15 protein-coding genes are annotated in these 14784 nt (G+C 58.1%); 1 reads left to right on the forward strand and 14 read right to left on the reverse strand.

Annotated features, from left to right (window positions below):
- Positions 1-95 precede the first annotated feature (95 nt).
- The 11 genes from V1587_RS19990 to cysG form a co-directional block, all read right to left on the reverse strand.
- Entirely contained in the window at positions 96-722 is a 627-nt protein-coding gene (locus tag V1587_RS19990; protein ID WP_023333224.1) for a protein-L-isoaspartate(D-aspartate) O-methyltransferase, read from the reverse strand.
- On the reverse strand, positions 716-1477 hold the full coding sequence (surE, locus tag V1587_RS19995) for a 5'/3'-nucleotidase SurE (RefSeq protein ID WP_021241911.1): 762 nt from the start codon (positions 1475-1477) through the stop codon (positions 716-718). Before surE ends, V1587_RS19990 begins: the two co-directional genes overlap by 7 nt.
- Positions 1458-2507, reverse strand: coding sequence for a tRNA pseudouridine(13) synthase TruD (gene truD, locus V1587_RS20000; RefSeq protein WP_395314467.1), 1050 nt, complete (start codon positions 2505-2507; stop codon positions 1458-1460). The genes surE and truD overlap by 20 nt, the downstream gene beginning before the upstream one ends.
- Complete coding sequence (gene ispF, locus V1587_RS20005; protein WP_008499607.1) at positions 2504-2983, reverse strand: 2-C-methyl-D-erythritol 2,4-cyclodiphosphate synthase; 480 nt, start codon at positions 2981-2983, stop codon at positions 2504-2506. Before ispF ends, truD begins: the two co-directional genes overlap by 4 nt.
- Complete coding sequence (gene ispD, locus V1587_RS20010) at positions 2983-3693, reverse strand: 2-C-methyl-D-erythritol 4-phosphate cytidylyltransferase (protein WP_371897921.1); 711 nt, start codon at positions 3691-3693, stop codon at positions 2983-2985. The genes ispF and ispD overlap by 1 nt, the downstream gene beginning before the upstream one ends.
- Before the next feature lie 19 nt (positions 3694-3712).
- The gene (gene ftsB / locus V1587_RS20015; RefSeq protein ID WP_008499609.1) at positions 3713-4024 is read right to left on the reverse strand and encodes a cell division protein FtsB; all 312 of its coding nucleotides are present in this window, start codon (positions 4022-4024) and stop codon (positions 3713-3715) included.
- 166 nt (positions 4025-4190) lie between these two features.
- Entirely contained in the window at positions 4191-4517 is a 327-nt protein-coding gene (locus V1587_RS20020; RefSeq protein ID WP_008499610.1) for a DUF3561 family protein, read from the reverse strand.
- A gap of 58 nt (positions 4518-4575) precedes the next feature.
- A complete protein-coding gene (cysC, locus tag V1587_RS20025; protein WP_371897920.1) occupies positions 4576-5181 on the reverse strand; it encodes an adenylyl-sulfate kinase in 606 nt (201 codons plus the stop codon).
- Complete coding sequence (gene cysN / locus V1587_RS20030; RefSeq protein ID WP_371897919.1) at positions 5181-6605, reverse strand: sulfate adenylyltransferase subunit CysN; 1425 nt, start codon at positions 6603-6605, stop codon at positions 5181-5183. The genes cysC and cysN overlap by 1 nt, the downstream gene beginning before the upstream one ends.
- Positions 6606-6614: 9 nt before the next feature.
- Entirely contained in the window at positions 6615-7523 is a 909-nt protein-coding gene (gene cysD, locus V1587_RS20035; protein WP_006811770.1) for a sulfate adenylyltransferase subunit CysD, read from the reverse strand.
- Positions 7524-7532: 9 nt separating this feature from the next.
- Positions 7533-8882 (reverse strand): siroheme synthase CysG, encoded by a 1350-nt coding sequence (cysG, locus tag V1587_RS20040; RefSeq protein ID WP_371898027.1) that lies wholly within the window; start codon positions 8880-8882, stop codon positions 7533-7535.
- Between the two features lie 246 nt (positions 8883-9128).
- Between cysG and V1587_RS20045 the strand changes: the two genes are divergently transcribed.
- Positions 9129-10172: an aminopeptidase gene (locus tag V1587_RS20045; RefSeq protein WP_371897918.1), complete on the forward strand. Its 1044-nt coding sequence runs from the start codon at positions 9129-9131 to the stop codon at positions 10170-10172.
- Positions 10173-10271: 99 nt separating this feature from the next.
- Here V1587_RS20045 and cysH read toward each other — a convergent pair whose 3' ends face one another.
- From cysH to cysJ, 3 genes are read right to left on the reverse strand one after another with little or no spacing between them, the layout of a single operon-like run.
- Complete coding sequence (gene cysH / locus V1587_RS20050) at positions 10272-11006, reverse strand: phosphoadenosine phosphosulfate reductase (protein WP_032675427.1); 735 nt, start codon at positions 11004-11006, stop codon at positions 10272-10274.
- 15 nt (positions 11007-11021) lie between these two features.
- Positions 11022-12734 carry an assimilatory sulfite reductase (NADPH) hemoprotein subunit gene (cysI, locus tag V1587_RS20055; protein WP_024909261.1) on the reverse strand — a complete coding sequence of 571 codons (1713 nt, stop codon included), beginning with the start codon at positions 12732-12734 and terminating at the stop codon, positions 11022-11024.
- A complete protein-coding gene (cysJ, locus tag V1587_RS20060) occupies positions 12734-14539 on the reverse strand; it encodes an NADPH-dependent assimilatory sulfite reductase flavoprotein subunit (protein WP_371897917.1) in 1806 nt (601 codons plus the stop codon). Before cysJ ends, cysI begins: the two co-directional genes overlap by 1 nt.
- Positions 14540-14784: the final 245 nt, after the last annotated feature.

The raw sequence follows: 14784 nt of genomic DNA on the forward strand, positions 1-14784 counted from the left end.
ACTACCAGTGACTTAAAATTTACCGTGATGGCACGAATCTTTCGCGCCACACCATACGCTGAATTTGCCTTAATAACCCTGGATAATTCCGAGTCTCAGGCCAACTCCCCCTTCACCAGAGGCACAAAGCGCACGGCTTCCACGGTGTCGATAATAAACTCGCCGCCGCGCCGACGAACGCGCTTCAACAGCTGCTGCTCGTCCCCGACAGGCAGAACCAGAATGCCCCCCTCGTCCAGCTGCGACAACAGGGCAGCAGGAATTTCAGGCGGGGCCGCCGTCACGATGATAGCGTCAAACGGGGCGCGAGCTTTCCAACCCTGCCATCCATCACCGTGTCGTGTCGAAACATTATGTAAATCAAGTTGTTTCAGGCGACGACGCGCCTGCCACTGTAAACCTTTAATCCGCTCAACGGAGCAAACATGATGCACCAGATGCGCCAGGATCGCGGTCTGATACCCCGATCCGGTGCCAATCTCCAGCACGCGGGAGTCGGGCGTCAGCTCCAGCAGTTCCGTCATACGCGCTACCATGTAAGGCTGCGAAATCGTCTGGCCCTGCCCGATGGGCAGCGCTACGTTTTCCCACGCTTTGTGCTCAAACGCCTCGTCTACAAATTTCTCACGCGGAACCTGAGCAAGCGCTTCGAGCACGTGCTCGTCGCGGATCCCCTGCGCGCGGAGTTGTTCCAGAAGAGTTTGTACACGTTTGTTTACCATTGCGCGTTCACTCCTGCGCGATCCAGCCAGCCCGACACCACATCATGCGCGCTATACGCGGTTAAATCTACGTGCAGCGGAGTAACCGAAACATAGCCTTCCTCTACGGCGGCAAAATCGGTATCCGGACCTGCATCGCACTTATCGCCGGGAGGGCCAATCCAGTAAAGCGTGTTGCCGCGAGGATCCTGCTGCGGGATCACCTGGTCGGCAGGATGTCGGCTCCCGCAACGGGTGACGCGAATGCCTTTAATTTCATCGAGAGGAAGATCCGGCACGTTGATGTTGAGGATGCGCCCGGTACGCAACGGCTCGCGGCCGAGCGCCCGCAGGATCGAGCAGGTTACCGCGGCAGCGGTGTCGTAGTGCGTGTAGCCGTTCAACGAGACCGCCAGCGCCGGGAACCCCAGATGGCGCCCTTCCATTGCGGCCGCCACGGTACCGGAGTAAATCACGTCATCGCCGAGGTTAGGACCGGCGTTAATGCCGGAGACGACGATATCCGGACGCGGACGCATCAGCGCGTTCACGCCCAGAAAAACGCAGTCGGTTGGCGTGCCCATCTGCACGGCAATATCGCCATTTTCAAAGGTAAAGGTGCGAAGCGACGACTCCAGCGTCAGAGAGTTAGACGCTCCACTGCGGTTACGATCGGGTGCCACGACCTGCACGTCCGCAAATTCACGGAGGTGTTTCGCCAGGGTCTGAATGCCTGGCGCGTGGATCCCGTCATCGTTACTCAGCAATATTCGCATAATCACCCGAGGTGTTGATAAGTTCCCTGACAACACTGGTGGCAAAGCTACCTGCCGGTAGCCAGAAGCGTAACTCGACGGTTACGTCATCCCACCAGTTCCAGCTTAACTGCTGCGGATAGAGCAGCATCGCGCGGCGTGCCGCTTCAACTTTTTCCCGCACCAGCAAGGATTGCAACTCTGGCGCATCCGCTACGGCTGACCGCTCGGCGGCCAGCGCGTCGCCCTGTGTTCCCCAGTCGCCCGTACCGGGCAACGCGGCGGTAATCATCAGCGCTTTTGCGTCCACGCGCGACTGCACATCGGCCATTTCTTCGGCCGTTGCCACAAACCAGCTTCCGCGTCCCGCTAATTGTAGCGCATCGCCAACAACAACTTGATTCGCGTCCGGTTTTTTCAGCCTTTCGCTCACAATCTGATTAAACAACGCACTGCGGGCCGCCGACAACCAAAAACTGCGTTTATTCCTGTCCCGCACCGGCGCGTCGCTTTGCGCCCAGCGCAGTGCGCCCTGCAGGTTGCTGCCGCCAATCCCGAAGCGCTGCGCGCCAAAGTAGTTCGGCACGCCGCGGTCGCTGATGGCGTTCAGACGTTTTTCAACGTCTTCGCGGTGGGTCACCTCACGCAGCACCAGCGTAAAGTCGTTCCCTTTCAGCGCCCCCAGACGCAGCTTGCGCTTGTGGCGGGCATATTCCAGTACCTTACAGCCCTCAAGCTCAAATTTGCTTAAATCAGGCATCGTATTGCCGGGAACGCGCGCGCAGAGCCACTGTTCGGTGACGGCGTGTTTATCTTTCTGCCCGGCAAAGCTCACCTCGCGGGCATGAATTTTGAGGAATTTTGCCAGCGCGTCGGCCACAAAACGGGTATTACAGCCATTTTTCAGAATACGTACCAGGATATGTTCGCCTTCGCCATCCGGCTCAAAGCCCAGATCCTCCACCACGAGGAAATCTTCCGGGCTGGCTTTCAGCACCCCGTTCCCCTGCGGTTTGCCGTGCAGATATGTCAGGTTGTCGAAGTCCGTCATTTGCTCGCCTTCACCAGCAGCGCTACGGCTTCACAGGCAATCCCTTCGCCACGACCGGTGAAGCCCAGCTTCTCGGTGGTCGTCGCTTTGACGTTCACGTCGTCCATATGGCAGCCCAGATCTTCTGCGATAAACACGCGCATCTGAGGTATGTGCGGCAGCATTTTCGGGGCCTGGGCAATAATCGTCACGTCGACGTTGCCGAGGGTGTAGCCTTTCGCCTGAATACGGCGCCACGCTTCGCGCAGCAGCTCGCGGCTGTCCGCGCCTTTAAATGCCGGGTCGGTGTCCGGGAACAGCTTGCCGATATCACCCAGCGCGGCAGCGCCCAGCAGCGCGTCGGTCAGCGCATGCAGCGCCACGTCGCCATCAGAATGCGCCAGCAGTCCTTTTTCATAAGGAATGCGCACGCCGCCAATGATAATTGGGCCTTCGCCGCCAAAGGCGTGTACATCAAAACCGTGTCCAATTCGCATTATGCCTTCTCCTGATGGGTCGAACGGGTAAGATAAAATTCCGCGAGCTGTAAATCTTCCGGACGCGTCACTTTAATATTATCAGCACGTCCTTCAACAAGCTCAGGGTGGAAACCGCAATACTCCAGCGCAGAGGCTTCGTCCGTAATGGTCGCACCTTCGTTAAGCGCGCGCGTTAGGCAGTCGTGGAGTAATTCGCGGGGGAAAAATTGTGGCGTCAGCGCGTGCCATAGATCGACGCGATCGACGGTGTGGGCGATAGCCTGTTCGCCCGGCTCGGCGCGCTTCATGGTGTCGCGCACGGGGGCGGCCAGAATGCCACCCACTTTGCTGGTTTCGCTCAATGCCAGCAGGCGAGCGAGATCGTCCTGATGCAGGCACGGACGCGCCGCGTCATGCACCAGTACCCACGGTGCGTTACCGGCAGCCTGAATGCCTGCCAAAACGGAATCGGCGCGCTCGGCGCCACCGTCAACGACGGTAATCTGTGGATGATTAGCCAGCGGCAGCTGCGCGAAGCGCGCATCGCCCGGGCTGATAGCGATGATCACCCGCGTCACCCGCGGGTGCGCTAGCAGCGCCGCCACGGCGTGCTCGAGGATCGTTTTATCGCCAATAGAGAGGTATTGCTTGGGACATTCTGTCTGCATGCGCCGGCCAAAACCTGCGGCCGGCACCACGGCGCATACGTCCGAAAAAGTTACTGCCATGTCGTAATCCTGGGCCTGATTATCGATTGTTTTGTGCTGAGCCCTGATTGCGTTTAGACGCATCCGGAACCAGACGATAAAAGGTTTCGCCCGGCTTAGTCATACTGAGTTCATTGCGTGCGCGTTCCTCAATCGCCTCTTGCCCGCCATTGAGGTCATCAATTTCAGCAAAGAGTTGATCGTTTCGCGCCTTAAGTTTGGCGTTTGTTGCCTGCTGAGCCGCGACGTCATCGCTCACCCGGCTATAATCGTGCAGTCCGTTCTTACCGAACCACAGCGAGTATTGCAGCCAGATTAGCAAAGCCAGCAACAGCAGCGTTAGTTTACCCATCCTGCCCCCTGAAAAACGGCATCATCATCCCAAGACTTCCCCAGAGCACTACGCCGGGGTAACAGAGATGCCGCAACATCGCGGGCAAATGTACCACATTTTTTCCGCAGAATCGTCCTGCACAATATCGTTACACAGTTGGTTACGGTTTGAATTATGGCTGAAGTTAGCCCATGAGCCACAAAAATAACAGACCAAACATCAGGACCACCGTCACAATCGTGACCACGGTGCTATACAGGAGCTTACCGTTGAGCAGCGAGTGCAGCGCAATGCCGACGACAACCGCCACGGGCATCAGCGCCAGAAAGAAAGGCCAGGTGTAGAGAAAGAAGAACAGCGTGTTACCGCCGTAGATGAGAAACGGGATACCCAGCGCCAGCAACCATGAGACGAAGCCAATGATGGCCCCAGGAAATGACCAGGTCGTTTCGTCGTCGGTCGCAAGCGGCTCCGACCCGGTAGTGGTGATGTAATGTTCACTGTTGCGCATAGCTAGTCCTGTGACCGTGACTCATCGTTCGGGAAGACAGCTCCCGAACGATACCGTCTCAGGATCTGATAATATCGTCCCGTCTGAGCAGGTCTAATAATTGGCTTACTAAATTTGTTACCAATTGTTGACCTTCCAGGTGAATTTCAGGCGATTCAGGCGCTTCGTATACCGCGTCAATTCCGGTGAAGTTGCGCAGTTCTCCGGCACGCGCTTTCTTATACAGCCCTTTTGGATCGCGCGCTTCGCAAATCTCCAGCGGCGTATCGACAAACACCTCGATAAAGCGCTCGTGACCCACGCGTTCGCGCACCATCTGGCGCTCCGCGCGGTGCGGCGAGATAAACGCGGTCAGCACCACCAGCCCGGCATCGGCCATCAGGCTGGCGACTTCCCCGACCCGGCGGATGTTCTCTTTGCGGTCGTCGTCGCTGAACCCTAAATCGCTGCACAGGCCGTGGCGCACGTTGTCGCCATCCAGCAGGTACGTGCTCACGCCCTGCTGATACAGCGCCTCTTCCAGCGCGCCCGCCACCGTCGATTTACCCGAGCCGGACAGCCCGGTAAACCACAGCACAACCCCACGGTGACCGTGGAGCTTTTCGCGCTGGGCGACGGTGACCGGATGAGGATGCCAGACGACGTTCTCATCATGGGCAGCCATTACTTGCCTCCCAGCAGATCGCGCGCGCCCCAGTGCGGGAAGTGTTTACGCACCAGCGCGTTAAGTTCCAGCTCAAAGGCGCTGAATTCTGAAGCCGTGGACGCCTGTTCGTTTGGCTCACGGACCATCCCCGCGCCGACGGTGACGTTCGTCAGGCGGTCAATAAAGATCAGTCCTCCCGTCACCGGATTCTGCTGATACGGATCCAGCACCAGCGGTTCGTCGAAGGTCAGATCGACCAGACCAATGCCGTTCAGCGGCAGCTCGGTGACCTCACGCTGGGTCAGGTTGTTGATGTCCACCTGGAACTGAATACCGTCCACGCGGGCGCGGGTTTTCTTGCCGGCAATTTTGATGTCGTAACTCTGGCCCGGCGTCAGCGGTTGCTCCGCCATCCACACCACGTCCACGGAAGCCCCCTGTACGGCGGCCAGCGTTTCCTGCGCGTCGACCAGCAGATCGCCCCGGCTGATATCAATTTCGTCTTTCAGCACCAGCGTTACCGCTTCACCGGCGCCAGCGTCCTGCAGGTCACCGTCGAAGGTGACGATGCGGGCGATGGTGGATTCCACGCCGGATGGCAGCACCTTGACGCGCTGACCGACCTTCACGGAGCCTGACGCGAGGGTGCCCGAGAAACCACGGAAATCGAGGTTAGGACGGTTCACGTACTGCACCGGGAAGCGCATCGGCTGGGTATCGACCACTCGCTGGATTTCAACGGTTTCCAGCACTTCCAGCAGCGTCGGGCCGCTGTACCACGGCATGTTCGCGCTCTGGGAGGCGACGTTATCCCCTTCCAGCGCCGAGAGCGGCACAAAGCGGATATCCAGGTTGCCCGGCAGCTGTTCGGCAAAGGTCAGATAGCTCTGGCGGATCTCCTCGAACTTCTCTTCGCTGAAGTTCACCAGATCCATCTTGTTGACCGCCACCACCAGGTGTTTGATCCCCAGCAGCGTGGAGATAAAGCTGTGGCGACGGGTCTGATCCAGCACGCCTTTACGGGCATCCATCAGCAGGATCGCCAGGTCGCAGGTGGACGCGCCGGTCGCCATATTGCGGGTGTACTGCTCGTGCCCCGGGGTGTCAGCAATAATAAATTTGCGCTTCTCGGTAGAAAAATAGCGGTAGGCCACGTCGATGGTGATGCCCTGCTCGCGCTCCGCCTGCAGGCCGTCCACCAGCAGCGCCAGATCGAGCTTTTCACCCTGGGTACCGTGACGTTTACTGTCGTTATGCAGGGAAGAGAGCTGATCTTCGTAAATCTGGCGCGTATCGTGCAGCAGGCGGCCAATCAGGGTACTTTTCCCGTCATCCACGCTGCCGCAGGTCAGAAAACGCAGCAGGCTTTTGTGTTGCTGCGCGTGCAGATACGCTTCCACGCCGCCTTCTTTGGCAATTTGTTGAGCAATAGTGGTGTTCATGGCGGCTCCTTAGAAATAACCCTGACGTTTCTTCAGCTCCATGGAGCCTGCCTGGTCGCGGTCAATCACGCGCCCCTGTCGCTCGCTGGTGGTGGACACCAGCATCTCTTCGATGATCTCCGGCAGCGTCTGCGCGCTGGACTCCACCGCGCCGGTCAGCGGCCAGCAGCCGAGGGTACGGAAACGGACCATCTGTTTTTTGATCACCTCGCCCGGCTGCAGGTCGATGCGATCGTCGTCGATCATCATCAGCATGCCGTCGCGCTCCAGCACCGGACGCTCGGCGGCCAGATACAGCGGAACGATCTCGATGTTTTCCAGATAGATGTACTGCCAGATATCCAGCTCGGTCCAGTTGGAGAGCGGGAAGACGCGGATGCTTTCGCCTTTGTTAATCTGACCGTTGTAGTTGTGCCACAGCTCCGGACGCTGGTTTTTTGGGTCCCAGCGGTGGAAGCGGTCGCGGAAGGAGTAGATACGCTCTTTAGCGCGGGATTTCTCTTCGTCACGGCGCGCGCCGCCGAAGGCCGCATCAAAACCGTATTTATTCAGCGCCTGCTTCAGCCCTTCGGTTTTCATGATATCGGTGTGTTTGGCGCTGCCGTGCACGAACGGGTTAATGCCCATAGCCACCCCTTCCGGGTTTTTATGCACCAGCAGCTCGCAGCCGTAGGCTTTTGCAGTACGATCGCGGAACTCGTACATTTCGCGGAATTTCCAGCCGGTATCCACGTGCAGCAGCGGGAACGGCAGCGTGCCCGGATAAAACGCTTTACGCGCCAGATGCAGCATGACGCTGGAATCTTTACCGATGGAGTACATCATCACCGGGTTAGAAAACTCGGCGGCCACTTCGCGGATAATATGGATACTTTCCGCTTCGAGCTGCCGCAGGTGTGTAAGACGTTTTTGGTCCATAACCGTTCCTTAAGCCAAATTTACAACAGAAGAACCAAAGCCTTCTGTATCGGTTGTGTGTTGGAACCAGGCGAGCGTGCTGTGCAGCTGCACCACTTCCCCCACCACGATCAGGGCGGGCATAGGGGCGTCTTTCGCCAGGGTTGCAAGATGTTCCAGCGTGCCCGTCGCAACGTGCTGATCGACGCGCGTGCCGCGAGAAATGACGGCAACGGGCGTCGTCGCCTCGCGACCGTGCTGAATAAGCTGTTCGCTGATATCCGCCGCCTTCATCGTGCCCATATAAATCGCCAGCGTCTGGCGGCTCTGGGCGAGATGCGACCAGTCAAACGGCGTGCTGTCCGCCTTATAGTGGCCGGTCACAAAGGTGACGCTCTGAGCGTAATCGCGATGGGTGAGCGGAATACCGGCGTAAGCCGTCACCGCAGAGGCCGCCGTGATGCCGGGCACCACCTGGAACGGTACGCCCGCTTCGGCTGCCGCCTGCAGCTCTTCGCCGCCGCGACCGAAGATAAAGGGGTCTCCCCCTTTCAGGCGCACCACGGTTTTACCCGCTTTGGCGGCGTCAACCAGCATCTGGTTGGTGTCGTGCTGCGGCACAGAGTGCTCACCTGCCCGTTTGCCGACACAGATTTGCTCCGCGTCGCGACGGATCAGCTCGCGAACGCCGTCGGTGACCAGGTGGTCGTAGAACACCACGTCCGCGTCCTGCAGCACCTGCAGGCCACGCAGCGTCAGGAGCCCGGCATCGCCCGGCCCTGCGCCTACCAGAATGATCTCCCCGCCCGTACTGCCAGGGTTATCCAGTTCGTCTTCAAGAATTTTCTGCGCCGCCGTCTCATTACCGGCATGCATCAGGCTGGCAAAGCGGCCGCGAAACACGCGTTCCCAGAAGCGACGGCGTTCCGTCACGCTGGTCAGGCGGGTTTTCAGATGGTTGCGCCAGTAGCTGGCTTTCTCCGCCATGCGCCCGAGGCTGGTCGGCAGCAGCGCTTCGATTTTTTCCCGCAGCACGCGCGCCAGCACCGGTGCGGTACCGCCGGAGGAGATCGCCACCAGCAGCGGCGAGCGATCGACAATTGACGGGAAGATAAACGAGCATAATGGCTGGTCGTCCACCACGTTCACCAGGCGGTAACGGGCCTGAGCGGCGTCGGAAATCCGCCGGTTCAGATCGCGATCTTCGGTTGCCGCAATCACCAGCACTACGCTGTCGATTTGTGATTCGTCAAAATCCGCTTCTGCCACTACCTGCACCTGCGCCCCTGCGCGCTGCAGAAACGCGATTTTGCGATCGGCAATTTCACCCTTGCCTACAACCAGCACCGGTTTTTCTTTTATCGCGGCAAATAAGGGCAGATAGTCCACAAGCAACAACTCACTAACAACGAGGAATAGAGGGACTATAGGGGGCGGCTTAGACCGAATGAAATTACGAATTGGAATGAGTAGTTACTCAATGGAATAACGCCGTGAAAAAGCTAATACCAAAAAGTGCTTAACACGCGAAATTTCGGGCATTTAAGAGCAATTCAAATTGTGTATGGGCGATCACAGTTTCATACTAGGCGGGTTAATATTTTGCTCTGTTTTTAAGGACTCACTATGTTTTCCGCAATGCGCCACCGTATCGCTGCCCTGGCGCTCGGCGTTTGCTTTATTTTTCCTGCTCAGGCAAAAAACCAACCTTATGGTGAAATCGCCAATATGCAGGCGCGGCATATTGCCACCGTCTTCCCCGGACGCATGACCGGCTCGCCTGCGGAGATGCTCTCCGCAGACTATCTTCGCCAGCAGTTTGCCGGGATGGGCTACCAGAGCGATATCCGGTCGTTTAACAGCCGCTACGTCTATACCTCACGAAATAAAACCAAAAACTGGCATAACGTGACCGGCAGTACGGTTATTGCGGCACATGAAGGTAGCGCAAAAGAGCAAATTATTATTATGGCGCACCTTGATACCTACGCCCCGATGAGCGACGCCGATACGGATAATAATCTTGGCGGGCTGACGCTGCAGGGCATGGACGACAATGCCGCAGGCCTGGGCGTGATGCTCGAACTGGCCGAGCGGATGAAAGATATTCCCACCCAATATGGCATTCGTTTTGTTGCCACCAGCGGTGAAGAAGAGGGCAAACTCGGCGCTGAGAATCTCCTTAAACGCATGAGCGCTGAGGAGAAGAAAAATACGCTGCTGGTGATCAACCTCGATAACCTGATCGTCGGCGACAAGCTCTATTTCAACAGCGGGCAGAGTACGCCGGGTACCGTGCGGAAACTGACGCGCGACCGGGCCCTGGCGATAGCCCGCAGCCATGGTGTTTATGCCACCAGCAACCCTGGCGGTAACCCGGATTATCCGCGTGGCACAGGCTGCTGCAACGACGGGGAAGTGTTCGATAAGGCGGGCATTCCGGTGCTGTATGTCGAAGCGACAAACTGGGCATTGGGCAAAAAAGATGGCTACCAGCAGCGGGCTAAATCGAAGGCCTTCCCGGACGGGACAAGCTGGCACAACGTGATGCTGGACAATCAGCAGCACATCGATCGCGCGCTGCCGCAGCGGATTGAACACCGCAGTCGTGATGTGGTGAAGGTGATGCTGCCGCTGGTGAAGGAGCTGGCGAAAGCGGGGAAAGCCTGAGGCCGTTAAGCCCGGTGGCGGCTACGCCTTACCGGGCCTACATATGGAACGAGCCTTTGTAGGCCCGGTAAGGCGCAGCGCCACCGGGCAAAAAGGTTATCACCCTTCGTGCAGCCCGCACTCGCGCTTCAGCCCGAAGAATCGCGTCTCTTCTTCCGCCATTCCCGGTTCCCACTTACGCGTGGTGTGGGTGTCTCCCACCGACAGATAGCCCTGGTCCCACAGCGGATGGTATTTCAGCCCGTGCTTTTGCAGGTACTGATACACCGTCCGGTTATCCCAGTCGATTATCGGCAGCACTTTAAACACCCCGCGCTGCACCGCCAGCACCGGCAAGGTTGCCCGGCTACCGGACTGCTCGCGGCGCAGACCCGCAAACCACGTCTGCGCATTGAGTTCTTTCAGCGCCCGATTCATTGGCTCAACTTTGTTGATTTCATTGTATTTCTCAATGCCCTCAACGCCCTGTTCCCACAGCTTGCCGTAGCGCGCCTCCTGCCAGGCCGCGCTTTCCGTCGCGCGGTAAACTTTGAGGTTAAGCCTGAGCTTATCCGTCAGCTCGTCTATAAACTGGTAGGTTTCCGGGAACAGGTAGCCGGTATCGGTGAGGATCACCGGAATGTCCGGACGGATCTGATTCACCAGATGCAGGCTGACCGCCGCCTGAATACCAAAGCTCGACGAGAGCACATAGTCGCCCGGCAGGTTTTCCAGCGCCCACGCCACCCGCCCTTCGGCGTCCAGCTTTTCAAGGTGGGCATTGGTTTCTGCCAGCGCCAGAATGCGTTCGACTTTTGGCAGGTCATTTAGGGCGTTTAGATCGAGTACGGACATAATTACCTCTCGTGGTTACTCCCAGAAATCCCTTGCGGGATCGAGCACCGGGCGAATGATGCCCGCACGCACCGTAAAGTCGCCGAAGCCTTCACCCGCTTCGCGCTCTTTCGCCCAGCGCCCGACAAGCTCGTCGATGGAATCAAGAATTTCCGGCTCGGTGATGTTCTCGCGGAACATACGCGGAATACGCGTGCCGATACGGTTACCGCCCAGGTGCAGGTTGTAACGCCCCGGCGCTTTCCCCACCAGTCCGAGCTCGGCCAGCATCGCGCGACCGCAGCCGTTCGGGCAGCCGGTGACGCGCATAACAATATGCTCGTCCGGAATGCCGTGTTTTTCCAGAATCGCTTCCACTTTGTCGGTAAACGACGGCAGGAAACGTTCCGCTTCCGCCATCGCCAGCGGGCAGGTCGGGAACGACACGCAGGCCATTGAGTTTTCGCGCTGCGGCTTCACCGCATCCATCAGCCCATGTTCGCGCGCCAGCTTCTCGATCTTCGCCTTCTGGCTTTCCGGCACGCCGGCAATGATCAGGTTCTGGTTAGCCGTAATGCGGAACTCGCCCTTATGGATCTTCGCAATTTCCAGCAGACCGGTTTTAAGCGGACGGCCCGGATAATCCAGAATACGGCCATTTTCGATAAACAGCGTCAGGTGCCATTTATTGTCGATACCCTTCACCCAGCCAATGCGATCGCCGCGCCCGGTGAATTCGTAAGGGCGGATCGGCTCAAACTTGATCCCCGCGCGACGCTCAACTTCCGCTTTGAACGTTTCGACGCCCACGCGCTCCAGGGTGTATTTGGTTTTCGCGTTTTTACGGTCGGTACGGTTGCCCCAGTCGCGCTGGGTGGTCACTACCGCTTCCGCCACGGCCAGCGTATGCTCAAGCGGCAGGAAGCCGAACTCGCTCGCGGTGCGGGCGTAGGTTTTCTTGTTACCGTGTTCGATGGACAGGCCGCCGCCCACCAGCAGGTTAAAGCCAATCAGCTTGCCGTTTTCGGCAATCGCCACGAAGTTCATGTCGTTGGCGTGAAGGTCGATATCGTTCTGAGGTGGAATAACCACCGTAGTTTTAAACTTACGCGGCAGATAGGTCTGGCCAAGGATCGGTTCTTCGTCCGTGGTCGCGACTTTTTCCTGATCGAGCCAGATCTCCGCATAGGCGCGCGTGCGCGGGAGCAGGTGCTCAGAGATCTTCTTCGCCCACTCGTACGCTTCGGCGTGCAGCTCGGACTCATACGGGTTCGAGGTGCAGAGCACGTTACGGTTCATGTCGTTGGCGGTCGCCAGCGCGTCCAGCCCAACGGAGTGCAGCATCTGGTGCACCGGCTTGACGTTCTTCTTCAGAATGCCGTGGAACTGGAAGGTCTGACGGTTGGTCAGACGGATGCTGCCGTAGATCGTGTTTTCACCGGCAAACTTGTCGATCGCCTGCCACTGTTTGGTGGTGATCACCCCGCCCGGCAGACGGCAGCGCAGCAGCATCGCGTGACGCGGCTCCAGCTTCTGCTCTGCACGCTCGGCGCGGATGTCGCGGTCGTCCTGCTGGTACATGCCGTGGAAGCGGATCAGCAGGAAGTTGTCGCCTTTGAAACCGCCGGTGAGACCGTCATTCAGATCTTCAGCAATGGTGCCGCGCAGGTAGTTGCTTTCCAGCTTCATGCGCTCGGCGTCTGTCAGTTTACCTTCGACCACCAGTGGCCCTGGATGTTTTTCGCTCATTAGTAGACATCTCGCTGATAACGGCGCTCGACGCGCAGCTCACTTAAAAATTCGTCCGCCGCTTCGGCATCCATACCGCCGAATTCGGCAATCACTTCCAGCAAAGTCTGCTCAACGTCTTTCGCCATGCGATTGGCGTCGCCGCAGACATAAATGTGGGCACCGTCATTGATCCAGCGCCACAGCTCTGCGCCCTGTTCGCGCAGCTTGTCTTGTACGTATACTTTTTCTTTCTGGTCGCGGGACCAGGCCAGATCGATGCGGGTCAGTACGCCTTCTTTCACATAGCGCTGCCACTCAACCTGGTAGAGGAAATCTTCGGTAAAGTGCGGATTGCCGAAGAAAAGCCAGTTTTTACCCGGCGCTTCATCTGCCGCGCGCTGCTGCATAAAGGCGCGGAACGGCGCAATGCCGGTGCCCGGGCCAATCATAATGACCGGCGTTTCCGGGTTTGCCGGCAGGCGGAAGTTATCGTTGTGCTCGATAAAGACGCGCACTTCGCCCTCTTCTTCCACGCGATCCGCCAGGAAGCCTGATGCCCCACCCGTACGGGCGCGGCCTTCGATATCGTAGCGCACCACGCCGACGGTAACATGCACTTCACTCTCCACTTCGGCCTGCGAAGAGGCAATCGAGTACAGGCGCGGGGTCAACGGACGCAACAGACCGATCAGCGCATCGGCATCCAGCTGAGCCGGAGAGAAACGCACCATATCGACAATTGGGGTCGTCGCGGCGTAATGCTGCAGTTTCGCCTTGTCGCCCACCAGCGGCAGCAGGGATTCGCTGCGCGTCAAGGTGGCATAATTTTCGACGATATTCGGGGTGTTCACCGTCAGCTCAAAATGCCACTGCAGCGCTTCAGAAAGCGGCTGCGTTTTACCGTCAACCGTGACAGGCTCGTCGCCTTTCAGCCACAGCAGCTCAACCAGCTCTTTCACCAGCGCCGGATCGTTCTGATACCAGACGCCCAGCGCATCGCCCGGCTGATAGCGCAGGCCGGAGTCGCCGAGATCGATTTCGATATGGCGCACGTCTTTTTCCGAGTCGCGGCCGGTAATTTTCTGGTTCACCGACAGGCTCGCCGCCAGCGGCGCCTCTTTGGTGTACGGGCTGGTGTGGATGTCGTTAACGGCACCCGTCGCGGTGAACGCGGCCTGCGTCGACGTCTCTTTCGGCACGCGCGCTTTTAGCACCTCAACGATGCGGGCGCGCCATTCGGCGGCGGCGGCCTGGTATTCGACATCCGCGTCAACGCGGTCCAGCAGGCGCTCCGCGCCCAGCTCCGCCAGCCTGCTGTCGAAGTCTTTACCGGACTGGCAGAAGAATTCATAGGAAGTATCGCCCAGGCCAAAGACGGCAAACGCCGTGCCATCCAGCTTCGGCGCTTTTTTCGAGAACAGGAACTTATGCAGCGCCACCGCTTCTTCAGCGGGTTCACCTTCACCCTGCGTAGAGGCAACCACCACCAGCAGTTTTTCCGACGCGATTTGCTTAAATTTATAATCCCCGGCGTTGACCAGGTTCACGTTCAACCTGGCGGCCAGCAGGTCGTCACGCAGCGCTTCGGCCACGCGGCGGGCATTGCCGGTCTGCGAGGCGGAAATCAGGGTAATGGCCGGAATTTCAACGGCCGTAGCCGGGGCACCGGCCACAGCGCCAGGCTGCTGATTGAGCATTCCCCAGAAATAACCGGAGACCCAGGCAAGCTGAGTGGGAGAAAAATCAGAGGTGGCAGCCTGAAGGCGCGCCAGTTGCTCCGGGTTCAGGGGAAGCAAATTTGAAGGTGGGGCCTGTGTTGTCATGCGTCGTTATGTTCCAGTAGCCAAGCGGACTTTAAGCGAATAAATCCAAACTGAAGATAAGGTTAACGGCGAGGATAATAACAATTAAAGAAGGGATGGAAATAATAAATAACCAAATGGACTAACCTGTTTTACTTATCGTTCTTAACAGTAAAACCGATTAATCAACTCATTGAAATGTAATACAAAAATCAACAAAAACTGGGCATTTAGCGGCTCAGTACCTATTGAGCCGTTTTAGTTAA

This window comes from Enterobacter sp. ECC-249 (genome assembly GCF_043965265.1).
Classification (GTDB): Bacteria; Pseudomonadota; Gammaproteobacteria; order Enterobacterales; family Enterobacteriaceae; genus Enterobacter; species Enterobacter quasiroggenkampii.

Bases quoted from the DNA above. Each gene is read 5' to 3' on its own strand.
- V1587_RS19990 (WP_023333224.1), bottom strand. From the start codon at position 722: ATGGTAAACAAACGTGTACAAACTCTTCTGGAACAACTCCGCGCGCAG.
- surE (WP_021241911.1), bottom strand. From the start codon at position 1,477: ATGCGAATATTGCTGAGTAACGATGACGGGATCCACGCGCCAGGCATT.
- truD (WP_395314467.1), bottom strand. From the start codon at position 2,507: ATGACGGACTTCGACAACCTGACATATCTGCACGGCAAACCGCAGGGG.
- ispF (WP_008499607.1), bottom strand. From the start codon at position 2,983: ATGCGAATTGGACACGGTTTTGATGTACACGCCTTTGGCGGCGAAGGC.
- ispD (WP_371897921.1), bottom strand. From the start codon at position 3,693: ATGGCAGTAACTTTTTCGGACGTATGCGCCGTGGTGCCGGCCGCAGGT.
- ftsB (WP_008499609.1), bottom strand. From the start codon at position 4,024: ATGGGTAAACTAACGCTGCTGTTGCTGGCTTTGCTAATCTGGCTGCAA.
- V1587_RS20020 (WP_008499610.1), bottom strand. From the start codon at position 4,517: ATGCGCAACAGTGAACATTACATCACCACTACCGGGTCGGAGCCGCTT.
- cysC (WP_371897920.1), bottom strand. From the start codon at position 5,181: ATGGCTGCCCATGATGAGAACGTCGTCTGGCATCCTCATCCGGTCACC.
- cysN (WP_371897919.1), bottom strand. From the start codon at position 6,605: ATGAACACCACTATTGCTCAACAAATTGCCAAAGAAGGCGGCGTGGAA.
- cysD (WP_006811770.1), bottom strand. From the start codon at position 7,523: ATGGACCAAAAACGTCTTACACACCTGCGGCAGCTCGAAGCGGAAAGT.
- V1587_RS20045 (WP_371897918.1), top strand. From the start codon at position 9,129: ATGTTTTCCGCAATGCGCCACCGTATCGCTGCCCTGGCGCTCGGCGTT.
- cysH (WP_032675427.1), bottom strand. From the start codon at position 11,006: ATGTCCGTACTCGATCTAAACGCCCTAAATGACCTGCCAAAAGTCGAA.
- cysI (WP_024909261.1), bottom strand. From the start codon at position 12,734: ATGAGCGAAAAACATCCAGGGCCACTGGTGGTCGAAGGTAAACTGACA.
- cysJ (WP_371897917.1), bottom strand. From the start codon at position 14,539: ATGACAACACAGGCCCCACCTTCAAATTTGCTTCCCCTGAACCCGGAG.